The sequence below is a fragment of the Acinetobacter sp. LipI_19 genome (genome assembly GCF_058242925.1).
The window spans coordinates 3099789-3125758 of the sequence record NZ_JBZAYK010000001.1 but is presented as its reverse complement, the minus strand read 5'-3'; the positions used below and the strand labels follow the sequence as shown (position 1 = coordinate 3125758).

Here is a 25970-nt window from a genome sequence, read left to right as displayed (position 1 = left end):
CTTTATTTGTATGATCTGGAAAAGGAACGGCTTGAATGATTTTTTCGGTAATTTTTCCAGTATTTTTCCTGTTATTTTTGGGTTTTATATCTGTCAAAATCCAATTGATCTCTAAAGAGCAAATTACTGCAATTGGTGCTTTTGTAATCAAAATTGCATTGCCTGCTTTATTACTTCATGCACTGGCTGCAAAAGATTTACATGAGATTTGGTATCCTGCCTATTTCTTTGTTTATACAGGGGTTACTTTTACTCTATTTATTTTGGCCTTTATTTTAGGGCAAAAGCTTTTTAACAATCATTTTACCCATGCTTCTGTGTTTTCACTTGGCGCATCAATGTCCAATACTGGGTTACTGGGCGCAGCAATTTTGACTTTGCTGATGGGTAGTGAAGCCATGATTTATATTTCACTGATTGTTATCATTGAAAGCGTATTTCTTGTACCGCTGATGTTAACCTTGGCAGAAATAGGGCGACAAAGACAAGCCAATTTAGCCGCTATTTTAAAAACAACATTTCTGGCTTTATTAAAAAATCCATTGTTCTTGTCAGTGATGATTGGCATGAGCTGTACGATCTTCGAAATTCAAATTCCACATGTATTAGACCAAGTATTTGCCTTGTTAGGTCAGACTGCCTCACCTTTAGCGTTATTTATTATTGGTGGTGGAATGGTTGGGATTACGATTCAATCACTTAATCTACAAACCATTTATTTGGTGGTTTCTAAAAATATCTGTATGCCGATATTGGTCTATTTAGGCTTGACTCATTTAACCGACTTGGATCAAAAGATGATTTATGCAGGTACCTTGATTGCTGCTTTGCCTATGCCCTCTATATTTGGAATTTTTGGCCAAGTCTATGGTTTAAATGAAAAAGCACTGACACCATTGATGATTAGTACTTTACTGAGTTTTATTGTGGTGAGTGTTTTGATTGGTGTTTGGTGGTAAAAAAATACTCTCTTGCGAGAGTATTTTTTAAGAGCTGCTTATTTTTTTGCTGGTGCTTTGGGAGCAGGTGTTTTGCCTTTTTCAGCAATTAGTTTGTTTACAACATCCAAAGACTCTTTTGCCTTAGGCACATTATTTTTAGCAAGTTCTGAGAAAATCTTTTGTGCTTCTGGCAGATTTTGATCAATGATATTGCCATTGGTCAGCATATTTCCGACAGCCATCAATGCTGGAATATATCCTTTTTTAGCTAAATCTTGGATTGATTTTAAACCTTGATTAACTGCTGATGCATTTTTCTTCTTTAAGCCATCGGTGATGTCATACAGCGCTTTCGCATGAATTGCAGGTGCAAAATCTTTTTTCACTAAAGGATCAAGTTTTTGTAAGCCGAGTTTATCAGATGCAGGTGTACCTTCAGAAAATAATAAAACAGCCAATTCCACGGTAGCATCATCAAATCCTTGAGCAGAGGACTTCTCTAAGTATTCACGGACTTTCTTTTCATCTTTGGCTAAGCCCAATTGACCTACTGCATAGCTTTGCGCCAAGACATAGCTTGCAACAGAATAGCCTTTTGCTGAAGCATCTTGATAATATTTCAAAGCTTTCTTATCGTCTTTGGTTGTACCTTGTCCCGTTTGGGTTAAATAGCCTAAGTTATATAATGCTTGCGCATTGCCAGCCTTTGCAAGACGTTCAAGTTCTTGATACGCCGCAGGATAGTTTTTTGCTTGAATTAGCTCTTGTGCTTTGGCAAATGTAGGGTCAATGTTCGCTTTAGCTGTATCTGCTGCAAATGCAGAAATACATGAAAAGCTGAGTAGTGTAGCGAATAGAATTTTTTTCATTTTGACGATATACCTTGTTTTAATTTCAACATAATTCCATTTATGGTGTGAGAACATTGTTGAGGACGTTTTTATCATAATTTGAAAATTATAAATGTAAACATGCCTATTGTATAAGTTAGTGTATTTAAATTTTAATTTATTTATAAATAAGAAAGAATTAAGGATATTTTAACAACATTAAAGCCTAGAGAAATTTTTTATTCTCTAGGCTTTGGGCTGTTATTTTACTGCTTTGAGGAGTAATTCAATTTCGCCTGCTTCACGTGCCCCTGAAATACGGGTGCCATCTTGTAAGAAGAATGTTGGTGTACCATCGACTTCGAGTGATTTTGCTAAAGCAATATTTTTCTCAATTGGGGTCGTACATGACTTGTTTGAATTCGGTTGTTTCTTGTCAATTAAATAGTCTTCCCACGCTTGGTACTGGTTTTTAGAGCACCAGATTTGCTGTGAAATACTTTCAGCATTTGGATGTAAACGGGTGATTGGGTATAAAAATAAGTAAACGGTTAGGTTGTCGATATTTTTTAATTCTTTTTCAAGATGTTGGCAATATGGACAGTCAGGATCACTAAATACGTAGATTACACGTTCACCTTTACCTTTGACATGCTTAATGGCTTGTTTCAAAGGTAATGATTTTACATCAATACTTTTTAGCGCTTGCATACGTTCTTCGGTCAGATTTTTTTGTTCTTTAAGATCAATTAAATTGCCGACAAAGAAATATTTTGCTTCTTCATTGGTATAAACAATACGCCCACCCATATAGACTTCATAAACATCTTTAATTGGTGAGTTTTGTACTGATTTCACCTGAATCTCAGGATATTTGGTTTTTAAGTTTTGCTGTAAAGTCTGAATATCTGCATGTGCAGAAGAAAAGGTAAAAAGACCCAAAGTCAGAAGAGATAACCAGATTTTCATGTTAAAGCTCAAAATAATAATGTGGATATTGTGCACTCAATAAAGATCAAAAATATATTGAGATCATGTAATTGCCAATGCGATATTCAGTTGATACCACGCTTAATTTCGTATTGTATTCTGGATACCATGGCGTGTTAACTCATTTCTGAGTTGTTGGATATATTGATTTAATTCTACTTGTGAGTCACTCCGTAAGCGTAATTGCGTACTAAAATTAAAGATTCTGCTGCGTTTTCCATTACGCTGTAAAATTTGAAAGTGCCCAATATGACTACCATTCGCTGTTGTCCTATGGGTACTAAATTCAACGCATGTGACCTGATCTAATGGGTAAGAGGTCATCATCAAATTACTGACGATCAGTTTATGATTGCGTATATAAAATGGGGAAAAATTTAAATTAAACCGTTTAAATATCCACATCAGCATACTCAAAAATGCTATGAAAATGATTGGAACCAACAAGCCCCAATATTTGTCTGAGCGGTTAGTTGTCTCTACTTCGAGTAATTCTACATGTTTGGCTTCAACCATTTTTTGCTCTTCAATCCATTGTCGAATATCGTCAGTGCGTGGTTGAGTTCTCAGTAAATTTTGAATCGTTTGTGGGTCGCGAATATGATAAATCGTGGCCTTAACCAGTTGGCTATTTCCTAACTGATCAAAATAGTAAAACGCATTGCCATTTTTCCATACAGTGCCATAGTTGTAATTTACATCCCCAAGTTTTTGCCATGTGGAATGAAGTGGCTCAGCTAATTTTAGAATATGGGTGGATTTGGAAGAGGCTGACCCTTTATTGCTGCGATATTCACTGGCTTGTAGATAGAGTAGTTGTGTGCCATCAGAAAAAATCAGCGGTGCGATTTCTTTAAATGCTTTGCCTAAAAATGGACTATCACCTGCGCGACGCATTTTTTTCTTATTCAGATCAAAATAGTAAATCCCCGTGTCGTTATAAAACAAAGCATGGTTAATGTGATCGCCATGTTCGCTTAAGAGATGATAGGGGGCGTATTTGGGATCAAAGGCAAATTCGTTGACATAGACCATACCATCGACAGGATTGAGTAAATAATATTGGTTATTTAAACCATCTATTTCAATACTATAAAGTTTTCCATTGTCTTTTAAATCGAGCAAAGTGTTGTTGTAATAGACGTTTTTACCATCCGCTCGATAGGCATAGTTACGTTCGCCTAAGACAAGTTTGAGTTGGTCTGGATTGGCTCCAGAAAGCAATTTCCCTTGAAAATAGGTGAATGTCCCATTACTTGCCGTATCATTTTCGGAATTAACACGATAAGGCCAGTTGCCTCGTTCAAGTTTAAAATAGGGGTAGAGATAGCTTTGTGGTTTTGAGCCTAGGGCAAAATTTTGTTGCATGATTTGCCAAATTTCTCGAAGCGCAGCTAAATCCTTATTTCGTTCGGTGGAGGGGGAGCAATACCAAGTGTCTTTTCCAGCAGTAAAATAACCATCGCCAATGGTCTTCACCTGTTGAGGTTGCACACCTTTTAGGATGATATTGCCACAATAGACATGTAGTTTATCTGCACCTAGTTGTCGGTATTGGTAATTATCATTGGGTAAATAAAAACTTTGAATATCTGCTTCTGGGATCAAATAATCACCATTGCTGGGTACAGCGGCATAGATTTGGTTGTTATATTTTTCAAATATCCCAAGTTTTTCTGTAGTCGCAGTAAAAGGAATCTCATCTGAATTTGAGTCAGAAAATCTAAATATAAAACTAAAGCTGAACAGAAGCGCGCATATCACTAAGATAAGCATGAAGGTTTTAAGGATAGAAAATACTTTTAGTGGATTCTGCATCATTTATTTTTTTGTTAAATATTGATCGGGTTGAGTTATGGCAATTTAAGGTTGTTTCGTCATCATTTTGATTATGAATTGGTCATACAGATTGATGGCAACGACTTTAGCATTTAAGGCAAATAGGGTTGCATAGCCTCTGTTAAAATTTCAATTAACTCTTCATCCATATAGTGATAATCGTCTGGAATATCCAATACCATGACTTTTTTATGTTGTAACTGGTTGGGGAATTTCTCTTTGATATTTTGTTTATGTTTTTGCTCCATGACAAAAATCATATCTGCCCAAGCAATATCTTTGACAGAAATACGATGTTTGGCGTGTTTACTTGTTCCAGCGGAACGTGTGGAAATGCCATAGCCCACTGCAAAGACACGCTCGGCAGTGGGGCTACGCCATTGGTTACGACTACAAATAAAAAGGGTATTCAATCAGCAGTCTTCCAAAAATCATATTGTGCTTGTTTTCGTCTTTTGGCAGAAGAAATACGTGGATATTCAATTCTTAATTGTTTCGAGCGAGATCTTTTTAACGATCTGTTCCAAAGTAATTTCCAGTCTTTTTCTGGTTTCCAAAGGGTTGAAGTATGTCTGCAATCTCGACCACGGTGTAAATAATTTACCTTACGTCTCCAAGCGCGATTGCGGTTTAATTCATTTTCAAAATATTGTTGTGTAATGTCCATAGATAAAACTCATGAGTTGATCGGGTTCAGCAGCCGCGATAACACATGATTGGGCTATTTTATAAGTATTTATCTGGGTAAACAAGCTGAATGATTTTGATAATGTTTATTTAGAGCCATTTTAAAGGCAATGAAAAGGGTATAATTCTGGCTAAATAGAACGTGCGAGTAGATGATGTTTATTAAAGGCATTAGACGTAATTATGACAAAGTCAGCCAAGATGACAGTATTGCTGATGAAGATAAGATAGATGCTTTGTTGATCAAACTGGGTGGTGAGTTTCTTGTCAGTAAGGATGACCGTGTTTATATTTTTGAAAAGGATGGTCAGACGGCAAAGTTTGATGCAAAACATGCACGAGCATTTCATTTTAAGGATTATTTGTGTAAAGACATGAATAAATTATTTCATGGGTTTTAATATCCATTGAAAATTAGTGAACTGTTCAATTGTGCTATAAAAATACTTTAAGCATTTGGATGAGCCCTCTACCGATGTATTGATGGTGGTTAGGGCTTTCTAAAGTAATAATTTTTGATGTTGTCATTGTTTATTTTCTTAGTTCTGTTTTTTGATGCGCTGTGTGCCATAAAACGAGAGTGAATGCATTAATCCACTACAACAATACTTTCGGCGTTTGGCTAAAAACAATATAAGATAATGGCTTGTATCTGGATGGTCTTTGTATTTTTCTAGCAAAATTATTTGACTATATACTCGTGCTTCAAGTTATATAATATAAAAAAGAAGGCTGTTTTTCCTAAGATTAATCGAGACGTATCTATGATGAAAGTACTGTCAATCTTATTCATAAGTTTAGTTTGTTCAATGGGGATTTTAGCTCAACAGCCAAATCTTGTGCCTCAGCAGGTTAAGTTAAAAAATGGGAAGCGCTTTTCTTTAAATCTTCCAGCAAATTACGAAATTATTCCAGCGGCTGAGGGCTTAAAGCGAGTTCGTTTTTTTAGCAAAGCTCCTGATGGCAGAATGTTTGTAACAGATATGCACGATTTGACTGATAATAAAAAAGGCATCGTTTATATTTTGGATGAATGGAACCCTGAAACGGGAAAATTCGGCAAAATTATTCCTTATATGACGGGGCTGAAGAACCCTAATTCAGTTCAATTTTATACAGATTCTTCAGGACAAGATTGGTTGTATTTAGCGGAAACTAATCAACTGACCCGACGAAAATTTACCAAAGGTGAAATTAAACCAACCGATAAAGCCGAAGTTTTAGTAACTTTTCCTGACTACGGTTTAAGTTATAAATATGGTGGTTGGCATCTAACGCGAACAATTGCTGTGGGTGGGAACGGGAAAATTTATGTTTCTGTCGGCTCAAGCTGCAATGCTTGTACCGAGAAAGAAAAAGTTCGGGCAACAGTATTAGAAATGAATCCCGATGGTTCGCAACAAAAGATTTTTGCTACAGGTTTACGCAATGCAGTCGGTTTGAAATGGGTTGGTAATTTTTTATTTGCCACCAATCAAGGTGTGGATCATTTGGGTAAAAATAAGCCTGATGAAACTTTTTATGCACTCAAACGTGATGCAGATTATGGCTGGGCTTCATGTTATTCGTCGAATGGAAAAATTTTGGCAGATCCAAAATTTAAACGTCCGTCAGCTTGCAAAAATGTATTGCCTCCTTATGCCTATTTCCCAGCGCATTCATCTGCACTTGGTTTTGACTATTTTGATCATCCCGATACGGATGACACCATCAAAAATTCTTTTTTAGTTGCTTTACATGGTTCTACCGATGCCACAATTGGTCATGGCTATAAAATTGTCATTATGCGTAAAGGGCAAAAACTACAGACATTTATGGATGGTTTTTTAGTGGGCAAAAATATCTATGGTCGCCCTTGTGATATTTATCGAGTAGATGAAAATTCATTTTATTTCTCTGATGATAAGAGCGGTGTGATTTATTATGTTCGGCAAAAAGCATCTTCCTAAATTTTGAACTTTTCTAAAAATTTAGGCGTTAGTTAAAAGAACATGGCTGAGAATAAAAAATTCAGGTGAAAGTAAAAATATAAATTGTCGATAAATCTTTGGAAGCAGTATTAGACCGGAAAGTATTCATCTATGAAAATGAAGCTAACCAATTGCTAATGTTAAAGTTGTTTTGATTGACTCAATCATTTTATTCTCTAAATAAACCTACAAGGTTGTAGGTTTATTATTGTAGACAATTTTGAGAAATTACTGCGGTCTCGCCACATCACCACTTAAGCTTTCAGGTAATGCTAAAACAGTCACATCTAACTCTTCTAAAGCATCAGGACGGGCAACCACAAGCGCAATATAACCATTTTCAAATGCTGCACTATTTACCACTTGAACACCTTTATTCAATTGTTCAGCTTGAGCAGGGGCAGAACCTGTACCTTGAATGACATGTAACCATGCTTTTGGTTTTGCCTTAAACCAGAGGCGTGCAATCACTTCCTGACCAAGATAACAGCCTTTGTCATAATTAATTCCTTCACGTTGGTGTAAGCGTAATTCTTGTGGTTGAAATACATGTTCAATAGCTTGATTTATATAAGCCTGACCAGTTTGAATTGCAGCGATTTGCCATACTGAAATATCCGTTTCTGTAGCAGAAAAATCAGTCGTTGAGCCATTCAATGTTGGAAAAACTCGTCCAGTTTCTTCAAGCTTCATTTTAGAAAAAGCGCCGTATTTTTTAATATGTTTGGCAAATTCTTCGGCTTGATCTTGAGTCGTAACAATCTCTAAATGTTCAGGATTAATTTTTTTAAGCCATAAGCCAAAATGGATACGACCTTTAAGATCACAAATCGCAGTGTATTGGGTGATATTTTCAGCCAAAGCTTCAACGTTTACAGTCACTTGACCTTGTAGAAATTTGATTGCATCAACACCAATCAAGGTAAATGAGGAGAAAGCTAGATCGCTCATGAATTGCTCGCTTATCTTAAATCTAATACTAAAGAATTAATCTTATTTTCCGCTATTTTTCAAAAAAAAGCAGATTTAGTGCAAATATTTTAATGAAGTTGTTACTAAATATTTCAAAAACCCCTGTTTTTATATCTAAGCTTATGAAATATAAACGATTTGGGAAATGGGTTTTCGACAGTGTACTATGCCAATCATTAGACACGCAGTACAAAATGATGCAAGAGGCACAAAACTAATGAATAACAACTATCGTAAACCACTGCAAGGTACCCAGCTCGAATACTTCGATGTGCGTCAAGCCGTAGAAGACATCCAGCAAGGCGCATATGCAAAACTTCCATACACTTCAAAAGTATTGGCCGAACAGCTGGTACGCCGTTGTGATCCAACCATTCTCGAACAGTCTTTAAAAGAACTGATTAATCGTAAACAAGACCATGATTTCCCTTGGTATCCAGCACGTGTGGTATGTCACGACATCCTTGGACAGACGGCATTAGTCGACCTTGCAGGTTTGCGTGATGCGATTGCAGATCAAGGCGGTGACCCTGCTAAAGTTAATCCTGTTGTACCAACACAGTTGATCGTTGACCACTCATTGGCGGTGGAATACGGTGGCTTTGATCCAGATGCATTTGAAAAAAACCGTGCTGTAGAAGACCGTCGTAATGAAGACCGTTTTCACTTTATTGAATGGACCAAAACAGCGTTTGAAAATGTCGATGTGATCCCAGCAGGGAATGGCATCATGCACCAAATCAACTTGGAGAAAATGTCTCCAGTGATTCAAAACCGTGAAGGTATCGCATTTCCAGATACTTGTGTCGGTACCGATTCACATACGCCACATACAGATGCGTTGGGTGTAATTTCTATCGGTGTTGGTGGTTTGGAAGCTGAAAATGTCATGCTGGGTCGTGCATCTTGGATGCGTCTTCCAGACATAATTGGTGTGGAATTGGTGGGACAGCGTAAAGCGGGTATCACGGCAACAGATATCGTTTTAGCGCTGACAGAATTCTTGCGTAAAGAACGTGTAGTGGGTGCATATTTAGAATTCTTTGGTGAAGGTGCGGACAGTATGTCTGTAGGAGATCGTGCAACGATTTCCAATATGACTCCAGAATATGGCGCAACTGCGGCAATGTTCTATATCGACCAGAACACCATTGATTATTTAACCTTGACTGGTCGTGAATCAGACCAAATCAAATTGGTGGAAAGTTATGCCAAAGAAATTGGTCTTTGGGCATCGGATATGCAACAAGCAGAATATCCTCGCGTACTTCGTTTCGATCTTTCAACGGTAACACGTAATATTGCAGGTCCATCAAACCCACATGCACGTGTATCAACAGCAGATTTAAAAGAGAAAGGTATTGCAGGCGTAGTTGAAAACCGTACTGATGGTTTAATGCCTGATGGTGCAATCATTATTGCTGCGATTACCTCTTGTACCAATACCTCTAACCCTCGTAATACAGTTGCCGCGGGGTTGTTGGCACGTAAAGCAAATGAATTGGGCTTGGTGCGTAAACCTTGGGTGAAATCATCATTTGCACCAGGCTCTAAAGCTGCTGCACTTTACCTTGAAGAAGCTGGCGTACTTGAGGATTTAGAAAAGCTTGGTTTTGGTATTGTGGCCTATGCATGCACGACGTGTAACGGTATGTCTGGTGCTTTAGATCCAAAGATTCAGCAAGAAATTATTGACCGTGATTTGTATGCCACAGCGGTACTTTCTGGTAACCGTAACTTTGATGGTCGTATCCATCCTTATGCAAAACAAGCATTCTTGGCTTCACCGCCTTTGGTGGTGGCTTATGCAATTGCAGGCACAATTCGTTTTGATATTGAAACGGATTCATTGGGCAATGACAAAGACGGTAATCCAGTTTACCTAAAAGATGTTTGGCCATCGGATGCTGAAATTGATGCGCTGGTGAAAGAATCTGTAAAACCTGAACAGTTCCGTAAAGTGTATATCCCGATGTTTGATTTAGGTGTGACAGAAAAATCAGAAAGTCCGTTATATGATTGGCGTCCGCAAAGTACTTATATCCGCCGTCCACCGTATTGGGAAGGGGCTTTGGCTGCACCACGTACATTGTCAAATATGCGTCCACTTGCGATCTTACCTGACAACATTACCACGGATCATTTGTCACCATCGAATGCAATTATGATGGATTCGGCAGCGGGTGAATATCTGCATAAAATGGGCGTACCTGAAGAAGACTTTAACTCGTATGCAACGCATCGTGGTGACCATTTAACTGCGCAACGTGCAACTTTTGCCAACCCAAAACTGTTTAATGAAATGGTGGTTCGTTCAGACGGTACCATTAAGCAAGGTTCTAAAGCGCGTGTTGAGCCAGAAGGCGAAGTGATGCGTATGTGGGAAGCGATTGAGATTTATATGAATCGTAAGCAACCACTGATCATCATTGCTGGTAAGGATTATGGTCAAGGCTCTAGCCGTGACTGGGCTGCGAAAGGTGTTCGTCTTGCTGGGGTTGAAGCGATTGTGGCTGAAGGCTTTGAACGTATCCACCGTACTAACCTTGTTGGTATGGGAGTGTTACCACTTGAGTTTAAAGCGGGCACCGACCGTAAAACCTTAAAGCTTGATGGTACTGAGCTGTATAGTGTGATTGGTAATATTGCACCACGTACAGACTTAACTTTGGTGATTGAGCGTGCCACGGTTGATGGTAAGAGTGAAGTGATTGAAGTTCCTGTAACTTGTCGTTTGGATACTGAAGAAGAAGTGCATGTGTATGAAGCGGGTGGGGTATTACAACGCTTTGCACAGGATTTCTTGGAAGGGCAAGTGGCTTAATTGAATTCTATTCTTTAAATCCTCCCCCAACCCTCCTTTGAAAAAGGAGGGAGTTCTTCTCTTTTTAAAGATGAGAAGTATTACTTCGCAAGGGGGGCGATTAAGGAAAAAAGGAATTGAAATTGTTGAAAAAAATCCCTACTGTTCAGTGGGGTTTTTATTTGGGGAATAAAATGTCTTTATTACGAAAAACTCAAAGTGATACGGTAAATTCTGATGAATCAATCACAGCTGAGCGTCTTTTAAACGTATTGTCACAGATGCCTGATGATTTTTATGAGGAAGAAAGAACAGATGAACCACCTCAAGAAAGAGAAGAGCTTTAAATGGTTTGCGCTATTTAATGATTAAGCAGTAGCTCTCAAAAACCATAAATTTTTCTTTTGAAATCATTTCTTGCAAAAATGACACCATCATTTTTAGAAATAGACAGTAGACATACATCAAAATATGGCTATACTTTATTCACCATTTCTAAAACCTATGGAGAACAAAAATGGTTACTGCTGGCGAAAAACCCGGAACAGGCTTCTATTTTTGTGTCCAATGCGGACATCGCACTTACTTAGAAATTGGTACAGATCGTTTACCCCAGTGTACCAAATGCCTTGGCAATCAATTTAAAAAATAAGATTGCTAAGCCGCACAGATAAAACAGATACTCCCTGTTTTAAGCAAAAGCCCTATCCAGTGATAGGGCTTTTTGTTAATTTAATAATAGTTCAAAAGATAACGAGAAAAAGGCAGATAAATCATTATGGAAACAATCCTGAGTCTATGTATTGGCATTGGTTTAAGTGCCGCCTGCGGTTTTCGTGTATTTGTACCGTTATTGGTGATGAGTGTTGCATCACTGATGGGCTGGTTTGAGCCAATGAAAGGTTTTGAGTGGTTAGCGATACCATCGGTATGTATTGGTTTAGCTGTCGCGACTATTTGTGAAATTGGCGCGTACTATATTCCTTGGGTCGACAATGCTTTAGATACTATTGCCACGCCAGCAGCAATGGTAGCTGGAACATTGACCACCATGGCGGTCAGTACAGGTGAAATGTCACAGTTTGCAAGTTGGGCGGCTGCGATTATCGTTGGTGGTGGTACAGCAACAGCTGTACAAATGGGCACGGTTGCGGTTCGTGGTGTATCTACTGCAACGACAGGCGGAATAGCCAATCCTTTGGTGTCTACAGGTGAGTGGATTGGGGCAATAGTGGTATCGGTATTATCACTTATCGTTCCTGTATTGGTGGTGATTGTTGGTATTATTTTGATGGTGCTAGCGGTTCGCTGGTTAAGAAAGAAAAAACAAGAAAGCGTTGTTCATCCATTGTAGTTAGTGTGTTTTAGCATTTGTGAAACAAGTGTTTATCAAGATTCAAAGAGGATAATGACTCAATTCAATTGGGTTGAGTCATTAAATTGGATTAAGTGTTTTCTGTTTTTTGACATAAAATTTGATTCACTCTAAATCGAATACAAAGACAAATTTCCCCAACAATAAATCAATAAAAGAGAGATTGATTTTTGCACCTTAAAGGCATACTTTTGTTATGGGATTGATAAAAACATCGTTTTTATGGATTTAATCTCAAGGTCTTTTTAAGAGTATTGGGGGAAACTTTTATGATGGACAAATTTATTATCAATGTAAATGCGCAAGTCAATGGTGTATACGAGGTACACAATGCAAGCAAATCTTGTGAGCATTTACCTAAGGCGGAAAATCAAAATCTACTGGGATTTTTTGCGACAAGTGAGCTGGCAATTAAACGAGCAAAGATGAATTGGCCTCGTGAAAAAATCAAAGGATGTATTTGCTGTTGTTAAGAAGCTCATAGCCTTTAACCATCACCAATTTTACCTGCAGTTCCATCTTTATGTGGTGGAACTGCATAACATTAAAAGGAATAGAGCGTATATCTATTCAATTGAAATGTATATTTTAAACGTCAATTGTTTGAAGTCACGATGAAAGCTTATGCTGACTCATCGTTTTAAAAATAACTTGGGGATTAAAAGTATGCTGATACTTTTTACTGTTTGATATAAAAATAGAAAAATTAATAAAAACTTCATCAATAAATAATCTGATTTTTGTGATGTGTATTTGATAAAAAGTAATAAATTTTAATGATTTAACATAAATATTTGTTTTAAAACAAAAATATAAATGCTATTAATAGCTCATAATATAAACATCACATGGATAGGTGAGAACAATGAGAAAGTTCGAGATCGAGATCAATTTGCCTGCACAAGATATCGTATCATTTGAGGCAGAGGACATTGAGCAAATTCATGCAAAATTTTATGCGATCAATTGGCGCCGTTTATTCCTGACGCAGGGGCAAGTTGAAAATTCTGATATTTCCTTTGCTGTACAGGACACGGAGACAGAACTTTATTTACATATCCAGTTAAATACACACTCGAGTAAAGCAGACCCTGTTTTTCAGATCGATAGCAATATTCAACTGGTTGTTGAAAGTAAAGAATTTTTGGGGCTTTTAACACGTAAAAAGAAATATGATGTGGTGTATAAAAACTTAAACCAATCACAAGTTTCAGAACAGCTCAGCTTATTCCTAAACGATCAAATCGACGAGATGACAGAACAATATCGACAATTGATGCATAAAAAAATGCTACAAGAGCATCGTTTGGCATAACGACTAGAGATTGACATCTTCTATATAAAATAAGGAAGCTTGAGCTTCCTTCTTGATCTGTAAAAAAGAATAAACGGGCTTGATTGTTTGACCAAGAGATAAAATATACCTAGTGCATATAAAAATTAAATATAGTGATAAATTTTACAATTTGTAATTTAAAATCAATGATTAATTTATAATTTTTTGATTGGAGTCGCTATTAATTTTAAAGAGTGTTGTTACACTACAAATAGATTTTAAGGGTATGCGTTATAAAATAATGAACAAGTTTGAAATTCAAATTCAGTATCCTAATCACGCCGATGAGTGTGAGATGGAGCAAGAGAGCGATTTAGACATTGCTGAGATATTGGCGAAATTTGAAAGTATCAGTTGGCGCCGTCAACGCGTTTTGCAATTACAATTGGATGGTCGAAACACTATTTTTACAGTGTTGAACTCAGCGTCAGAAGCATTTTTAAAAATTACATTAAATGCTTATGCAAAAAGTGAGAATTTTGAATTTAAGATAGAAAGCAATATCAAATTGATTTTCCCACAACGCGAATTGTTTGGCTTGATGACACGAAAAAATAAAGAAGTATTTGCAATTAAACACAGTACACTTGAACAGGTAAAAGCGAGTTTAACCGCATTTTTAAATCAGGATACCCAAGGCTTGGAAGATATTTTGCGTGATAGTAAAACAACCTCGCTAAAAGATGTGCCTTAAGTTAGCAGATTAAAGCGTGTGATCATTGAAATAGAATGACTAAAATGCAAATTTATAAATTTGCATTTTTTTTTAAATTTATGCAATAAAAAATCATTAAATAAGCTTTGTTGAAAAATTTTCTTTATTAAGTAACTTTTAAAGGAAAATTTTCCTAAAAAATAAAAAAATTAATCTATCTTAGGAAAATAATCCCGAGTCGATTTGGCTAATATTTACCTCAAGGATGTAAGGGATCGAAAAGAGTAGATTGCTGCCAGTTGCGTACAACGTGAGTGCAGTACTTACCCACAAGGTCTCGATTCGGCTTAGGACGCTATAAACCATAAGTTTATAGGCAATAGGATTAAAACTTACCAAGTTTTAATAGTTGAAGTAAACCAGAGTTGTTTTCCCACTCATCCTGAAAAATTCGATAAAAATAATGTGAAAATCTCAAATTAGATCCATCAATTAAGCCTATTCAAAACATCAGAAAAATACATTAAAGCAAAATGATTTCATCCCAGCATCCCATTAAAATAAGTTCTATACTTTATTCAAATAATGAAAGATATTGAAACCAAACAATGATAAAGAGTAGTGTAATGAATGATAAAAATGAAAATCATATTTGCTTGATATGTAATCAAACTTTTTCACATGCGAATGTTGTTCCGCTCGGGGCTATACGTAAGGTTATTACTGAAGAAATTGCACGAGATTTTCCCAATTGTTCTGCGCAGGATTATATTTGTAAAGTAGATTTAATCAAATATCGTATGCAGTATGTGCAATCTTTGCTTCAATCGGAGCAGGGGGAGGTGTCAAACCTAGAGTATGAAGTGCTTAATAGTATGCAACAGCATGAATTAATAACAAAAAATACTGAAACACAACTTGAAAAAAATGGACCATTGGGGAAAGGCTCGCAGATAAAATTGCAACTTTTGGCGGAAGTTGGACGTTTTTAATTTGTTTTATGCTCTTTTTAGTTGTTTGGATTTTATTAAACACAGTTGTGATCGTAAAACAACCTGCTGATCCTTATCCGTTTATTCTATTAAATCTTATTTTATCTTGTCTTGCAGCAGTACAAGCACCAATTATTATGATGAGTCAAAACCGTCAAGAAGCCAAAGATCGTATACGCTCCCAAAATGATTATCAAGTCAATTTAAAAGCTGAATTAGAAATCCGTCATTTACATGAAAAAATAGATCATTTACTCATTCATCAGTGGGATAAACTGGCAAAAATTCAGGAAATTCAATTGGATTTATTATCAGAAATGAATAAAAGAGAAGTAAAAAAAGGCGAGTGAAAGATTAAAAATACAGAAAAAGCTTTTGAGCGTTACGGCTCTTTTGAGTTGGTGGCTTTGTTGATAAGAACAGAAATATATTCTCGATTTTTTAAATGAGTTTGCAATAAAAAATCATTTTAGAAATATAAAAGATAAAAAATCCTGAGATTGTGATTGATTTCGGAAAATAATTCTAAATTTCACGAGAAAATCTTAATCTTAGGAAAATAATTCCGAACCGATTTCGTTAATATTTATCTCAAGGATGTAAGGGATCGAAAAGAGTAGATTGCTACCAGTTACGTACAATGTGAGTGTAGTACTTACCCACAAGGTCTCGATTCGGCTTAGGACGCTATAAATCAAAAGTTTATAGGCAATAGGATTAAAACTTACAAAGTTTTAATAGTTGAAGTAAACCAGAGTTGTTTTCCCGCTCATCCTGAAAAATTCCATGAAAATTATACCGTAAAATTCCATTTATTTGATCTCATTAACTTACCGACAAAGCAATTAAGAAATTATCGATAAGAAGCTAAAAATCATATAGATTGTTAAGATGTCGCAGTATAGGTATGCATTAATGTACCGACCTAGAGCAAGCCATAAATGGTAATTCATACAATTGTATGAATAGAGATAAGTTTCAATATTTTATTCGCTCACGGCAGAATTTTAATCTGTAATTATTTCATTACTTAAATACCTTCTTTTGGGGATTCCATTAGTAGATCTGCTGCAAGCGAATACATATCAATAGTCTATAAATATTTTACTTCTAATGTGGTGATCAAGGTTTCTAAGAGCAATAACACATCAGTTTTCTTGCGTGCATCAATAAAAAACACAGGTAAATTTAGATTGCGTTCCATCAACCATTGACGGTATTGGTGCGTTGGCTTATTCATATCATCATCGATATGGGTGACTCCAATCACAATGTTTTCACCATATTGTTTAAAAATATTGAGGTAATATTCCAGTTCGTCTAAGGGGGTTGCTAAGCTATGATCAATCAACAAAATCGTACCAATCGCGCCTTTGCATATCACGCCCCACATAAAGTCAAAGCGACCTTGTCCTGGTGTGCCATACAGCCCAACTTTACTGCCATCATCTAGCGTTACTTCGCCATAATCGATTCCCACGGTTGTGTTTAGTTTTTTATGGCTACGATCATCGGTGTTAAATGCTTCTGTTGCTAATACAGGTATTTCTGATAAGGATTTAATCGCTTCAGTTTTACCTGCCCCCATTGAACCAGCAAAAACAATTTTGTACTTCTGAATAATCATCGTAGATTTATCCCTTAAAATTTAAATCGACTTTTTAATTTGTTAAAAAAGCTTTTTAAAATCCCTTTTTCTTCCGTTTGCTCAGTATCACTTGGTGTTTTATCAAATCGACTTTCTTTTGCTGAAATCAGTTCAGCGTTATGGATGGCTAAATTCGCAGCAACAAAGTGTTGCACGGTTGCGACTGGAATGTTGAGTTTGTCTGAGACATGTTGGATTTCTGCCCCAGAAATAAAGCATGCACTTAGTTGTAGCAGTAATTTCTTATCCAACTCAATGGGTTGAATCCAAAATTTGAGACGATAATATTTATCAGCTGCAGGTACAGTAATTAAATTGGGATTTGTCCAAATCAGGTTAAATAACCAATTTTCTAAATTGAATTGTCGTTTACGTGAAACTTTTATAAAATCCGCAGTGACTGCTGCCGTATAGTGTATCGAGCGATCTGTTTGGTATTCTTCACGAGTTGCTTCAAGCCATGCCAGATGCGCATGATGGTCGATAATCGCAATCGTGCCGAGATGATCATTTAAAATGACTTTACGACTGTCGTGATGGAAAAGCGCTGCAAAAAAATCAATTTCTTTGATTTCAAGTTGATCATTAGCTTCATCATCTGAAATTTGGCTAAGTTCAGATTGTTCTATTTCAGTCTTATGCAGTAATTTGATGTTGACCCAGTTTTTCAGTGTGAATTCGTCATAAATAGGGATGCAGAGTAAATTATCTTCAGCACTTTCTTTATGTTCACTATGTTTTGAAATTTTCAAATAAGGAATATTTTTATTTTGGATAATATTCTGGATATTATTATTTTCAAAAAACTGCTCATTGATCAAAATACAATTTATATTTTGATCTGAAACACTTGTCCAATTTATACCAATATTGGTTGGTAAAATTTTTCTAAGCCTTATTTTAAGATCGTCAGAGGTGGTTAAACCTAAGCCTGAAATTGCGATATTGATACATTGATTGTTCATAATATCACTTATCTAATATTAAAAAATTAAAGTGTAAACTGTTTTTTAACGGTCGTAATTAGTTTAAGTTAACGCTAGATTTGTTCTTTTTCCAGTAAAATCATTTTTTTAATGTTTAATTGCTTGGCATTTAATCAGTATATTTCTTACATTATTATCCTCCTGTGTAAACTGTTAATTTTTCTTAAAGTTTAGAGAGTTTCATTGCTTTAAATTAACATTAGTTATTATAAAAAATCTATCTCAAAGTTAAATAAATTGCTTAGTTATTTTTATCAATAAAAGCTTAACTTAATAGTGAATTAAATATTTATTATGTTTGTGCATGTTTTATCATTTATAATATTATTACTGTGATTTTAATCACATGAAATGATTAAAATTACTAAAGTATTTTTTACATGAAAAAAAGCGATCATTTCGATCGCTTTTTATAATTTTTGATTATCAAACTAAATTAAGCAAAAAGCTTTGTCGCTGCTTCAAAAAGAATATATAAAACTACAAGTGCTACCACAGGTTCTGCAATTTTAGCCCAGGTTGGATTTGCGGTTTCGGTTACTATGACTTCTTTGTGATCAGCATGAAGATCTACTTTTTGAACATTGACCATTTGATTAAACTCCTTCATCGTTTCATCTAATGATATCTCTTCTTCAGGCACAGGTTGAGAGCCAATCAGTTCGGTTAGTTCGTTTGTTGACCAAACCCAATCTTTTGCCTGACCCGATAGGTGCTCAATTTGACCAATCACCAATTCTCGAAGACCTCGCTTACCTAAACTTCCTGCTGTTTCAAGTTGCTTTAATTCAGCAAGCTGTAGTTCAAGAATTTCCGTTGTTACAGGTTCAAGTATAGATTTATCTAAACTGGATTTATTCTGAGTAGAGGTGGTGAGGTGTCGAGAAATTTCTTGGCTGTATAACTGATCTTGCGAAAGAATTTCTTGATATAAAGCATCATCATCCTTACGCCATAGCGTAATGAGTTTACCCAAGGTTAAAGCATTGAGTTCTTCAATATGTGCAATACGTTGGGCAGGCTCTAATTGAGATAATAGCTGAGGCTTTTGAATCTTTATCTGCTCAGCAAAGTATTGTACGAGATCAAAAGCCATTCAGTTCTCCTTGTTCTATTCTAAAATTCTTAAACTTGGTTTTTTCTTTGGTGCCTCAGTTTTAGTTTCTACTTCTTCACTTGTATTTGATTCTAAAACATCTTCATCAATTTGCACATTGGCATATTCATCTGGATCAAAGAATAATCCTTGTCCATTTTCACGTGCATACAAGCCTAATACCGCATTTATAGGCACATAAATATCTTTGGATGCGCCGCTAAAACGAGCAGAGAAGGTAATTGCTTCATTGGTCATATTTAACATATGTACAGAATGTGGTGCGATGTTCAATACAATTTGTCCATCTTGTACAAATTGTTGTGGTACATCGGTATAGGGTTTAGTTGCGTCAACAAGTAAGTATGGCGTTAAATTGTTGTCGCAAATCCATTCATATATTGCGCGTGCAAGGTATGGTCGAGTTGGGGTTAAGTTCAATTCTTGTTCAGACATTAAAAAATACTCTATTGATTTGCGATCTAGAATTTTGCCAAAAATTCACTATATCTGTGTTTCTCTTTAAAAGTCATCGACTTTAAAAAAGCAGGGCGGCTAAAAATCCGTTGGCAATATAATAAAATTGGACGAGATTGCTGTTTCGGTAATTCAATTCCCATATGTTTTAACCGTATGAAAATTGGCGCTAACATGCAATCTAAAATTGTAAAGTTTTCAGACATAAAATAAGGATAATGTTGAAACAGTGGGGTCAGGGATACCAAAGTATCTTTTAATTGTTTTTGTGCATTCTTTTTTGCAGCTTCATTAAGTGTATCTGGGTGGCGTAGCATAATGTCTGCAAGTTTAAGCCAATCTTGTTCAAAGCGCCAAATATACTGTCTTTGCTCTGCGCGTGGTGCTGGGGCATCCGCATAAAGTTTGTTTTGTCGATAACGGTCATCTAAGTATTCAGAAATAATACTAGTATTAAACAGCTTTAAATCGTTTTCAATCAGCATAGGTAGTTGATTATATGGATTTAAACTGGCTAAATCTTCATCATCTTCTTCGACAATGATTAAGGTATGTTTAATTTGTTTTTCTACAAGAAGAAATCTAATCCAATGTGAACGAAAGTCATCCTCGTGGCTATACAATGTAATCCCTTGTTGAGGCGCATTTTCGACAGGCATATTCCAAAAACTAAGTGAAGTGAATAGAGTAGAATACTAAAAATAGACAATAAAATCATCTTAACTTTAATAAGCTTATGGTGGGTATTGCTATCAAATAGATAGGAAACAAGGATAAACCTATGAATTTAATAAATAAGCACAGTAAATTGGCGTTGGTATTGCTGTTAATGATGGGTATTTCAAATACATATGCAAAGATGCAACCTTTGGATACTCAAGTACAAGAGGCTGCCACTGAAGCAATCGAAGCTGCAGGAGCAGAAGTGGCTGGAGGAGGAACCTTATGTAGTGCTGATGAGGCCTGTGATGTTGCGTCTGCTGCTTCTGAAGAAGAAATGTATGGTGGGATCAAACAAGAATATGTTGTAAAAGGTTGTAAGGTGACGATCTACAATGATGGACCCGTGAAAATGGTCAATGTAAAGACCGATAAGCCGTGTAATGCACCGCTTCCGAAAGATCATAAGTTCTCTAAGGAAACTCGAACTTATCAGGAAAATGGCTGTACGATTACAGAATCAAAAGCTGCCGATGGGATTTCTGACGCTGTCATGGACTGCTCTAAACGAGATAAAACAAAATAACTTCAAATAGTTAACCCATAAAAAAACCTCGGCAAATGCCGAGGTTTTTTGTCCGATTCGGTAAACGAATTAACGTTTAGAGAATTGAGGACGTTTACGAGCTTTACGTAAACCAAGTTTCTTACGTTCAACTTCACGAGCATCACGAGTAACGAAACCAGCTTGACGAAGAGCAGGTTTTAAAGTCTCATCAGAAGCGATCAATGCACGAGTAATACCGTGACGGATAGCGCCTGCTTGACCACCGATACCACCACCAGCAACAGTGATGTAAAGGTCAAATTTTTCAGTAACTTCTAAAAGCTCAAGTGGTTGACGAACAACCATACGAGCAGTTTCACGACCGAAATACTGTTCAAGAGTGCGGTTGTTGATTACGAGTTTACCAGTACCAGCTGATAGGAAAACACGTGCAGTTGCGGTCTTACGGCGACCTGTACCATAGTTAGTAGCCATGTGCTGTATCCCTTAGATGTCCAAAACTTGTGGCTGTTGAGCAGTATGAGGATGCTCAGTACCAGCGTACACTTTCATTTTCTTGATCATCGCGTAACCAAGAGGACCTTTTGGCAACATGCCTTTTACAGCACGTTCGAAGATTTCTTCTGGTTTGTGAGCAACTAATTTTTCAAAATTAGTTTCACGAATACCACCAGGGAAACCAGTGTGGCGATAGTATTTCTTATCAAGTGATTTTTTACCAGTCACTTGTACTTGTTCAGCATTGATCACAACGATGTAGTCACCAGTGTCAACGTGAGGCGTATAAGAAGTTTTGTGTTTACCGCGTAAACGACGAGCGATTTCAGTCGCAAGGCGACCTAAAGTTTTGCCAGAAGCATCAACAACATACCAGTCGTGTTGAACTTCAGCTGGCTTAGCGCTGAGAGTTTTCATTAAACCACTACCTATTATAGTTGGTTTGGACTATGGAATCTGTCCAAACAAAAAGGAGTGCGAATTCTATCTGAAAAGAGTTAGAGTCGCAATTGAAATATTGAATTTCAAGCGCATCATTATATTGATAAACGTAGCCAAAAGCAAAGCTTAGTTTGGATAAAATGTTGTAAGGTTTTCTGATTTATATTGGAATTGTGACAGACTTTATGAATAATAAAAGTGATATAAAGAAAATAAGTCAGGCAAAAATGAAAATAATAAATTCAATAAAATTCCTTCTACTGATAGTGGGTGGAGGCAACTTAAACCTTAGTTTTGCTCAAGCTGATTTTCTGGATTAGGCCTCATCTTTACCGAAACTTCATCCAAGTGCTCCTGTGCATTATCAAAATCAAGCTGATCTTGGAGACAGGATTATCTCTGTTCAATGGATGACGGTTGATTTTAGTGAAGAAATTCAATCCGCATATCCTTGCCAAGCGGTTGGATTACTTATTCAAACGCAACATATCCCTATTGGTGAGGAGGTTGATGCTGTCGTGCAATGGGGGGATGATGATGATAAAAGCCGAAGTGGCGAATATACAGTCTATGGAAAAGTTGAATCAGACCATCGAGTCAGAATAATCTTTGATCAACATATTGCCCCATCCAAGTGTGGGAAAGAGGTTGAATCGATGTTTGATTTCTCTGAGATTGATCAACAGCAAGCTCAACCAGAAACTCGGCCAGCGTCTAAAAGTCAGCTCTAAAGCATTTTAAGTTTCCATCATCTAAGTCTGATGAAATATAAAAATTGTTTGCAATGGTCTTATATAGGTGGTTTGAGAAATATTTTTGGTTCATTTTTTACGTGATTTAGTTATATTCGATATAAAAAATGAACTTGAATTGGAAATGATAATTTAGAACCGATGTATACTGTCTATGCAAGGTCTATTAAAAGAGTTCTAGATGCTTCCTTTATATATAACCAGTGGTGAGCCTGCTGGCATTGGCCCAGATATTTGTTTAGATTTGGCAGATCGTATTGATGATCGTCCAGTTGTTGTATTGGCTGATATCAATATGTTGAGGGATCGTGCCAAAATTTTAAACAAAAGTGTTCAGCTCATTGAGTATAAAGGACAGACGGAGCGTTTGGCTCAAGGTCAAGTCTATATTGAACATGTTCCTTTAGCTGTAGATGTTATTTTAGGGGAGTTAAACCCACAAAACTCTGCATATGTGATCGAGCAATTGCGTCGAACTGCGTACTATGCGATGCGCGGGCTGAGTGTTGGTGTTGCTACAGCGCCAGTACAAAAGTCAATTATCAATGATGCAGGGATCCACTTCAGTGGACATACAGAATATTACCAAGAGTTTGCGGGTGTGGAGCGTGTGGTTATGATGCTTGCAACAAAAACGTTAAGAGTCGCTTTAGTGACCACCCATTTACCATTGCGGGATGTTGCAGATGCCATTACCAAACAACGTCTCCATCAGGTGATTGATATTCTGATTCATGATTTAAAAACAAAATTTAAAATTAATCATCCGCGTATTTTGGTGTGTGGTTTAAATCCTCATGCAGGTGAAGGTGGTTATTTAGGTCATGAAGAAATTGATACGATTAATCCTGTACTTGAAAGTTATCGAGCGCAAGGCATAGACATGAGTTTAAGTATGCCTGCTGATACTTTATTTACTGTGGATCATTTAAAAGGTACTGATGCTGTTTTAGCGATGTATCACGATCAGGGGTTACCTGTGTTAAAATCGCAGGGATTTGGCGAAGCCATTAATATTACTTTAGGTTTACCTTTTATTCGGACCTCGGTCGATCATGGTACTGCGCTCTCCCTTGCAGGTACAGGCCTTGCAAAAAGTTCAAGTTTGCATGTCGCTGTCGATTTAGCACTTGATCTAGCTCGTTCGAATTAAGTTGTAAACAACCTTATTTATCACGTTGGATATTTTTTATGTATCAAATTAATGCCTTAAACCCAAAAGATGAAGGGCATCATACGCGCAAGCGTTTTGGACAAAACTTCTTACATGACCAACGTGTGATTGCCAAAATTGTTCGTTCTGTCGCCCCGCGAGCAGGAGAAAATATTGTTGAAATTGGGCCAGGTTTAGCTGCTTTAACTTCGCCTTTAAATGGTGAATGTGATGCTTTGACTGTGCTAGAGCTGGATCGTGACTTGGCAGCAGGCTTACCGGGTCGAGTACCACATCCTGAACGTCTAACTATCATTGAAACTGATGCATTAAAATATGATTTTACTGAATTATTTCAGGAAGGTCGTCCTTTACGTGTAGTCGGAAACCTACCTTATAATATTTCAACACCTTTGCTTTTTCATCTCTTGGAATTTGGTGACAAAGTCAAAGACATGCATTTTATGTTGCAAAAAGAAGTGGTTGATCGTATTACAGCATCTCCAAACACCAAAGAGTATGGTCGTTTGTCAGTCATGATTCAATACTTTTGCAAACCTACTTTCTTGTTTGAAGTACCACCGGGATCATTCAATCCACCACCAAAAGTAACGTCTGCGGTATTTCGTTTAGAGCCATATGCAACTAAACCGATTGTTGCTAAAAGTGAAAAAGCTTTGGCACGTTTAGTATCGCATGTGTTTACACAACGCCGAAAAACATTACGTAATAGCTTAAAAGGCATGTTGGTTGAAGACGGTTTTGAAAATGCTGGTGTAGATCCAATGGCACGTCCAGAAACCTTAACATTGGCTCAGTTTGTTGCATTATCTGACCAAATGGTGGCTTAAATGGCACTGGAAAAAGTTAGATATAATTATGTGATTGGCGACGTACAAGGGTGTTTTGAAGCACTGAAAGCACTACTCAAAGAAATCCAATTCGATGCTGATCAAGATTTTATTTGGTTTGCGGGCGATTTAATCGCCCGTGGTGAAAATTCAGTGGGTGCAATACGTTTTATCAAAAAATTATGCGAACAAGGCAATGCTGCAACAGTCCTTGGTAATCATGATTTAAATCTGCTGGCGGTTGCACGTGGGATTAAAAAGCTTAAAGAAAAAGACCATATTGCTGATGTCATTCATGCTTTAGAAAGTGATGAATTGGTTGATTGGTTACGTAAACAGCCTTTGTGCTTATTTCCCAATGAAAAGACGATTTTGACTCATGCGGGTATTCCGAATATTTGGGATGCGGAAAAGACCGTAGCGTTGGCCAAAGAAGTGGAAGCAGTCTTAGCGCATGATGACTTTACTGTGCTTGATTCATTTCTGAAAGAGATGTATGGCACTGAGCCAGATTTATGGGTAGATGATTTACAAGGTCATGCTCGCTTACGCTGTATTACCAATTATTTAACCCGTATGCGTTTGACCGATGCCCAAGGTCGTTTAGAGTTTAGCTTTAAAGATGCTTTAGATGAGCCGATGCCAGTCGGTTTTCAGCCATGGTTCAAATTTGAATCGCAGACAGCAAAAACTCATCAGATCGTTTTTGGACATTGGGCAGCGTTGCAAGGTGAGCGCATCAATGCTCAAATCCAAAATGTCGATGGTGGGTGTGTTTGGGGGCATCAACTGCTGGCTTATCGACTAGAGGATCAAAAACTTTTCAGTGTAGATAACCCTTTTTTTTGATATGAATAAAGCCACAAGATGTGGCTTTTATTTTTGGCAATGTCACGAGATTCAAGCATAATGTCAATGCGCCATTTTAAATGATTTTAATCTTTTAACTGGCGAATTCATCTACCAATTGAAAAGTAAATTATTCTTGTCGAATCCAAGTCTGACTTCGACCAATGAGTGAAATACCAAGATAGCCACGTAAGGTCAGGCGGTTTCCACTTGCATTTAAGCGGGCTTTACCGTGATAAATTTTTCCTCCGCGAGGATCCAGAACTTCGCCACCAATATAGTTGTTTGGATTATTTGGATCAGCTTTTAACTTTTGTAAAATGGTTAAGCCAATAATCGGTTTATTGGTAAAGGGTGCGGGGCAATTGCGGCATTGTGTTAAAACCGTTTCTCCGGGTGCGGGAAAATCTTTAATGATTTTACCGACATAAGTATCATCTTTTTGTTTCTCGATTTGAATATGTGCACGCACATAACCTGTTTTATCATCGACAGTGCGCCATGTGCCAGTAATGTCAGCTGCATGTGTCCAGCTGATCATTCCCAGTAGCATACAACTGAAAATTCCTTTTTTCATAAGCATACCTATTTTCTTTTAAGT

At 36.9% G+C, this 25970-nt stretch carries 29 protein-coding genes and 1 pseudogene; 16 read left to right on the top strand and 14 right to left on the bottom strand.

The features are described from left to right. The first annotated feature begins 35 nt into the window (after window positions 1-35). Complete coding sequence (locus AC4CVF_RS15120; RefSeq protein WP_483770284.1) at window positions 36-959, top strand: AEC family transporter; 924 nt, start codon at window positions 36-38, stop codon at window positions 957-959. Window positions 960-997: 38 nt separating this feature from the next. Here the strand turns inward: AC4CVF_RS15120 and AC4CVF_RS15115 are convergent, their stop codons facing one another. The 5 genes from AC4CVF_RS15115 to AC4CVF_RS15095 all read right to left on the bottom strand — a co-directional run bounded on the left by AC4CVF_RS15115 (window position 998) and on the right by AC4CVF_RS15095 (window position 5267). Continuing rightward, on the bottom strand, window positions 998-1810 hold the full coding sequence (locus AC4CVF_RS15115) for a tetratricopeptide repeat protein (protein ID WP_336953344.1): 813 nt from the start codon (window positions 1808-1810) through the stop codon (window positions 998-1000). A 222-nt stretch (window positions 1811-2032) separates the two neighbouring features. After that, the gene (locus AC4CVF_RS15110) at window positions 2033-2740 is read right to left on the bottom strand and encodes a DsbC family protein (RefSeq protein ID WP_490789663.1); all 708 of its coding nucleotides are present in this window, start codon (window positions 2738-2740) and stop codon (window positions 2033-2035) included. Window positions 2741-2842: 102 nt separating this feature from the next. After that, the gene (locus AC4CVF_RS15105) at window positions 2843-4582 is read right to left on the bottom strand and encodes a DKNYY domain-containing protein (protein WP_490789662.1); all 1740 of its coding nucleotides are present in this window, start codon (window positions 4580-4582) and stop codon (window positions 2843-2845) included. A 110-nt stretch (window positions 4583-4692) separates the two neighbouring features. Beyond that, window positions 4693-5013, bottom strand: a complete 321-nt coding sequence (locus AC4CVF_RS15100) for a low molecular weight protein tyrosine phosphatase family protein (RefSeq protein WP_004722986.1) — start codon at window positions 5011-5013, stop codon at window positions 4693-4695. After that, window positions 5010-5267 carry a hypothetical protein gene (locus tag AC4CVF_RS15095; RefSeq protein ID WP_239046415.1) on the bottom strand — a complete coding sequence of 86 codons (258 nt, stop codon included), beginning with the start codon at window positions 5265-5267 and terminating at the stop codon, window positions 5010-5012. Before AC4CVF_RS15095 ends, AC4CVF_RS15100 begins: the two co-directional genes overlap by 4 nt. Before the next feature lie 175 nt (window positions 5268-5442). On the opposite strand from AC4CVF_RS15095, the gene AC4CVF_RS15090 reads away from it, so the two are divergent. Next, window positions 5443-5688 (top strand): hypothetical protein, encoded by a 246-nt coding sequence (locus tag AC4CVF_RS15090; RefSeq protein ID WP_004722984.1) that lies wholly within the window; start codon window positions 5443-5445, stop codon window positions 5686-5688. Window positions 5689-6051: 363 nt separating this feature from the next. Next, window positions 6052-7236, top strand: coding sequence for a PQQ-dependent sugar dehydrogenase (locus AC4CVF_RS15085; RefSeq protein ID WP_419328054.1), 1185 nt, complete (start codon window positions 6052-6054; stop codon window positions 7234-7236). A gap of 249 nt (window positions 7237-7485) precedes the next feature. Here AC4CVF_RS15085 and ygfZ read toward each other — a convergent pair whose 3' ends face one another. After that, window positions 7486-8208, bottom strand: coding sequence for a CAF17-like 4Fe-4S cluster assembly/insertion protein YgfZ (ygfZ, locus tag AC4CVF_RS15080; protein WP_490789661.1), 723 nt, complete (start codon window positions 8206-8208; stop codon window positions 7486-7488). Window positions 8209-8446: 238 nt separating this feature from the next. On the opposite strand from ygfZ, the gene acnD reads away from it, so the two are divergent. The 8 genes and pseudogenes from acnD (at window position 8447) to AC4CVF_RS15040 (ending at window position 15740) form a co-directional block, all read left to right on the top strand. Continuing rightward, window positions 8447-11053, top strand: a complete 2607-nt coding sequence (gene acnD / locus AC4CVF_RS15075) for a Fe/S-dependent 2-methylisocitrate dehydratase AcnD (protein ID WP_490789660.1) — start codon at window positions 8447-8449, stop codon at window positions 11051-11053. A gap of 173 nt (window positions 11054-11226) precedes the next feature. Continuing rightward, window positions 11227-11379, top strand: coding sequence for a hypothetical protein (locus AC4CVF_RS15070; protein ID WP_171287899.1), 153 nt, complete (start codon window positions 11227-11229; stop codon window positions 11377-11379). A gap of 170 nt (window positions 11380-11549) precedes the next feature. Continuing rightward, window positions 11550-11684, top strand: coding sequence for a zinc ribbon-containing protein (locus tag AC4CVF_RS15065; RefSeq protein ID WP_004722968.1), 135 nt, complete (start codon window positions 11550-11552; stop codon window positions 11682-11684). Window positions 11685-11810: 126 nt separating this feature from the next. Beyond that, complete coding sequence (locus AC4CVF_RS15060) at window positions 11811-12386, top strand: DUF4126 domain-containing protein (RefSeq protein WP_151956807.1); 576 nt, start codon at window positions 11811-11813, stop codon at window positions 12384-12386. A 290-nt stretch (window positions 12387-12676) separates the two neighbouring features. Beyond that, window positions 12677-12880 carry a hypothetical protein gene (locus tag AC4CVF_RS15055; RefSeq protein ID WP_336953336.1) on the top strand — a complete coding sequence of 68 codons (204 nt, stop codon included), beginning with the start codon at window positions 12677-12679 and terminating at the stop codon, window positions 12878-12880. Between the two features lie 392 nt (window positions 12881-13272). After that, the gene (locus AC4CVF_RS15050) at window positions 13273-13722 is read left to right on the top strand and encodes a hypothetical protein (protein ID WP_336953335.1); all 450 of its coding nucleotides are present in this window, start codon (window positions 13273-13275) and stop codon (window positions 13720-13722) included. A gap of 247 nt (window positions 13723-13969) precedes the next feature. After that, window positions 13970-14437 carry a hypothetical protein gene (locus AC4CVF_RS15045; protein WP_490789659.1) on the top strand — a complete coding sequence of 156 codons (468 nt, stop codon included), beginning with the start codon at window positions 13970-13972 and terminating at the stop codon, window positions 14435-14437. Between the two features lie 587 nt (window positions 14438-15024). Continuing rightward, window positions 15025-15740: pseudogene (locus tag AC4CVF_RS15040) on the top strand (DUF1003 domain-containing protein). A 743-nt stretch (window positions 15741-16483) separates the two neighbouring features. Here AC4CVF_RS15040 and AC4CVF_RS15035 read toward each other — a convergent pair. The 5 genes from AC4CVF_RS15035 to AC4CVF_RS15015 all read right to left on the bottom strand — a co-directional run bounded on the left by AC4CVF_RS15035 (window position 16484) and on the right by AC4CVF_RS15015 (window position 20256). Further along, on the bottom strand, window positions 16484-17017 hold the full coding sequence (locus AC4CVF_RS15035) for a GTP-binding protein (RefSeq protein WP_490789658.1): 534 nt from the start codon (window positions 17015-17017) through the stop codon (window positions 16484-16486). Between the two features lie 14 nt (window positions 17018-17031). Further along, complete coding sequence (locus tag AC4CVF_RS15030; RefSeq protein ID WP_490789657.1) at window positions 17032-18003, bottom strand: hypothetical protein; 972 nt, start codon at window positions 18001-18003, stop codon at window positions 17032-17034. A gap of 457 nt (window positions 18004-18460) precedes the next feature. Continuing rightward, the gene (locus AC4CVF_RS15025; RefSeq protein WP_419359143.1) at window positions 18461-19120 is read right to left on the bottom strand and encodes a hypothetical protein; all 660 of its coding nucleotides are present in this window, start codon (window positions 19118-19120) and stop codon (window positions 18461-18463) included. Between the two features lie 15 nt (window positions 19121-19135). Beyond that, complete coding sequence (locus AC4CVF_RS15020; RefSeq protein ID WP_004722950.1) at window positions 19136-19576, bottom strand: ClpXP protease specificity-enhancing factor; 441 nt, start codon at window positions 19574-19576, stop codon at window positions 19136-19138. A 26-nt stretch (window positions 19577-19602) separates the two neighbouring features. Further along, window positions 19603-20256 carry a glutathione S-transferase N-terminal domain-containing protein gene (locus AC4CVF_RS15015; protein WP_419359144.1) on the bottom strand — a complete coding sequence of 218 codons (654 nt, stop codon included), beginning with the start codon at window positions 20254-20256 and terminating at the stop codon, window positions 19603-19605. Window positions 20257-20378: 122 nt separating this feature from the next. On the opposite strand from AC4CVF_RS15015, the gene AC4CVF_RS15010 reads away from it, so the two are divergent. Next, a complete protein-coding gene (locus AC4CVF_RS15010) occupies window positions 20379-20843 on the top strand; it encodes a hypothetical protein (RefSeq protein WP_490789656.1) in 465 nt (154 codons plus the stop codon). A 69-nt stretch (window positions 20844-20912) separates the two neighbouring features. Here AC4CVF_RS15010 and rpsI read toward each other — a convergent pair whose 3' ends face one another. Both rpsI and rplM read right to left on the bottom strand, forming a co-directional pair. Continuing rightward, on the bottom strand, window positions 20913-21299 hold the full coding sequence (gene rpsI / locus AC4CVF_RS15005; protein WP_004647927.1) for a 30S ribosomal protein S9: 387 nt from the start codon (window positions 21297-21299) through the stop codon (window positions 20913-20915). Between the two features lie 12 nt (window positions 21300-21311). Continuing rightward, window positions 21312-21740: a 50S ribosomal protein L13 gene (rplM, locus tag AC4CVF_RS15000; RefSeq protein WP_004722943.1), complete on the bottom strand. Its 429-nt coding sequence runs from the start codon at window positions 21738-21740 to the stop codon at window positions 21312-21314. A gap of 380 nt (window positions 21741-22120) precedes the next feature. On the opposite strand from rplM, the gene AC4CVF_RS14995 reads away from it, so the two are divergent. The 4 genes from AC4CVF_RS14995 (at window position 22121) to AC4CVF_RS14980 (ending at window position 25369) form a co-directional block, all read left to right on the top strand. Next, window positions 22121-22495 (top strand): hypothetical protein, encoded by a 375-nt coding sequence (locus tag AC4CVF_RS14995; RefSeq protein WP_490789655.1) that lies wholly within the window; start codon window positions 22121-22123, stop codon window positions 22493-22495. Between the two features lie 202 nt (window positions 22496-22697). Next, window positions 22698-23669 (top strand): 4-hydroxythreonine-4-phosphate dehydrogenase PdxA, encoded by a 972-nt coding sequence (gene pdxA, locus AC4CVF_RS14990; RefSeq protein ID WP_336953321.1) that lies wholly within the window; start codon window positions 22698-22700, stop codon window positions 23667-23669. A gap of 38 nt (window positions 23670-23707) precedes the next feature. Continuing rightward, a complete protein-coding gene (gene rsmA / locus AC4CVF_RS14985; protein WP_336953320.1) occupies window positions 23708-24520 on the top strand; it encodes a 16S rRNA (adenine(1518)-N(6)/adenine(1519)-N(6))-dimethyltransferase RsmA in 813 nt (270 codons plus the stop codon). Then, window positions 24521-25369 carry a symmetrical bis(5'-nucleosyl)-tetraphosphatase gene (locus AC4CVF_RS14980; RefSeq protein ID WP_336953318.1) on the top strand — a complete coding sequence of 283 codons (849 nt, stop codon included), beginning with the start codon at window positions 24521-24523 and terminating at the stop codon, window positions 25367-25369. It begins immediately after the preceding gene. A gap of 130 nt (window positions 25370-25499) precedes the next feature. Here the strand turns inward: AC4CVF_RS14980 and AC4CVF_RS14975 are convergent, their stop codons facing one another. Next, window positions 25500-25946 carry a DUF2147 domain-containing protein gene (locus AC4CVF_RS14975; protein WP_336953316.1) on the bottom strand — a complete coding sequence of 149 codons (447 nt, stop codon included), beginning with the start codon at window positions 25944-25946 and terminating at the stop codon, window positions 25500-25502. Between the last annotated feature and the right edge of the window lie 24 nt (window positions 25947-25970).

Bases quoted from the DNA above. Each gene is read 5' to 3' on its own strand.
- AC4CVF_RS15025 (WP_419359143.1), bottom strand. From the start codon at position 19,120: ATGGCTTTTGATCTCGTACAATACTTTGCTGAGCAGATAAAGATTCAA.
- AC4CVF_RS15060 (WP_151956807.1), top strand. From the start codon at position 11,811: ATGGAAACAATCCTGAGTCTATGTATTGGCATTGGTTTAAGTGCCGCC.
- AC4CVF_RS15070 (WP_171287899.1), top strand. From the start codon at position 11,227: ATGTCTTTATTACGAAAAACTCAAAGTGATACGGTAAATTCTGATGAA.
- rpsI (WP_004647927.1), bottom strand. From the start codon at position 21,299: ATGGCTACTAACTATGGTACAGGTCGCCGTAAGACCGCAACTGCACGT.
- AC4CVF_RS15020 (WP_004722950.1), bottom strand. From the start codon at position 19,576: ATGTCTGAACAAGAATTGAACTTAACCCCAACTCGACCATACCTTGCA.
- AC4CVF_RS15030 (WP_490789657.1), bottom strand. From the start codon at position 18,003: ATGAACAATCAATGTATCAATATCGCAATTTCAGGCTTAGGTTTAACC.
- AC4CVF_RS15015 (WP_419359144.1), bottom strand. From the start codon at position 20,256: ATGCCTGTCGAAAATGCGCCTCAACAAGGGATTACATTGTATAGCCAC.
- AC4CVF_RS15065 (WP_004722968.1), top strand. From the start codon at position 11,550: ATGGTTACTGCTGGCGAAAAACCCGGAACAGGCTTCTATTTTTGTGTC.
- AC4CVF_RS15110 (WP_490789663.1), bottom strand. From the start codon at position 2,740: ATGAAAATCTGGTTATCTCTTCTGACTTTGGGTCTTTTTACCTTTTCT.
- rplM (WP_004722943.1), bottom strand. From the start codon at position 21,740: ATGAAAACTCTCAGCGCTAAGCCAGCTGAAGTTCAACACGACTGGTAT.
- AC4CVF_RS15095 (WP_239046415.1), bottom strand. From the start codon at position 5,267: ATGGACATTACACAACAATATTTTGAAAATGAATTAAACCGCAATCGC.
- rsmA (WP_336953320.1), top strand. From the start codon at position 23,708: ATGTATCAAATTAATGCCTTAAACCCAAAAGATGAAGGGCATCATACG.
- AC4CVF_RS15085 (WP_419328054.1), top strand. From the start codon at position 6,052: ATGATGAAAGTACTGTCAATCTTATTCATAAGTTTAGTTTGTTCAATG.
- AC4CVF_RS15120 (WP_483770284.1), top strand. From the start codon at position 36: ATGATTTTTTCGGTAATTTTTCCAGTATTTTTCCTGTTATTTTTGGGT.
- AC4CVF_RS15115 (WP_336953344.1), bottom strand. From the start codon at position 1,810: ATGAAAAAAATTCTATTCGCTACACTACTCAGCTTTTCATGTATTTCT.
- ygfZ (WP_490789661.1), bottom strand. From the start codon at position 8,208: ATGAGCGATCTAGCTTTCTCCTCATTTACCTTGATTGGTGTTGATGCA.
- AC4CVF_RS14975 (WP_336953316.1), bottom strand. From the start codon at position 25,946: ATGAAAAAAGGAATTTTCAGTTGTATGCTACTGGGAATGATCAGCTGG.
- AC4CVF_RS15105 (WP_490789662.1), bottom strand. From the start codon at position 4,582: ATGATGCAGAATCCACTAAAAGTATTTTCTATCCTTAAAACCTTCATG.
- AC4CVF_RS15035 (WP_490789658.1), bottom strand. From the start codon at position 17,017: ATGATTATTCAGAAGTACAAAATTGTTTTTGCTGGTTCAATGGGGGCA.
- pdxA (WP_336953321.1), top strand. From the start codon at position 22,698: ATGCTTCCTTTATATATAACCAGTGGTGAGCCTGCTGGCATTGGCCCA.
- AC4CVF_RS15050 (WP_336953335.1), top strand. From the start codon at position 13,273: ATGAGAAAGTTCGAGATCGAGATCAATTTGCCTGCACAAGATATCGTA.
- AC4CVF_RS14980 (WP_336953318.1), top strand. From the start codon at position 24,521: ATGGCACTGGAAAAAGTTAGATATAATTATGTGATTGGCGACGTACAA.
- AC4CVF_RS15045 (WP_490789659.1), top strand. From the start codon at position 13,970: ATGCGTTATAAAATAATGAACAAGTTTGAAATTCAAATTCAGTATCCT.
- acnD (WP_490789660.1), top strand. From the start codon at position 8,447: ATGAATAACAACTATCGTAAACCACTGCAAGGTACCCAGCTCGAATAC.
- AC4CVF_RS15090 (WP_004722984.1), top strand. From the start codon at position 5,443: ATGTTTATTAAAGGCATTAGACGTAATTATGACAAAGTCAGCCAAGAT.
- AC4CVF_RS15010 (WP_490789656.1), top strand. From the start codon at position 20,379: ATGAATTTAATAAATAAGCACAGTAAATTGGCGTTGGTATTGCTGTTA.
- AC4CVF_RS15055 (WP_336953336.1), top strand. From the start codon at position 12,677: ATGATGGACAAATTTATTATCAATGTAAATGCGCAAGTCAATGGTGTA.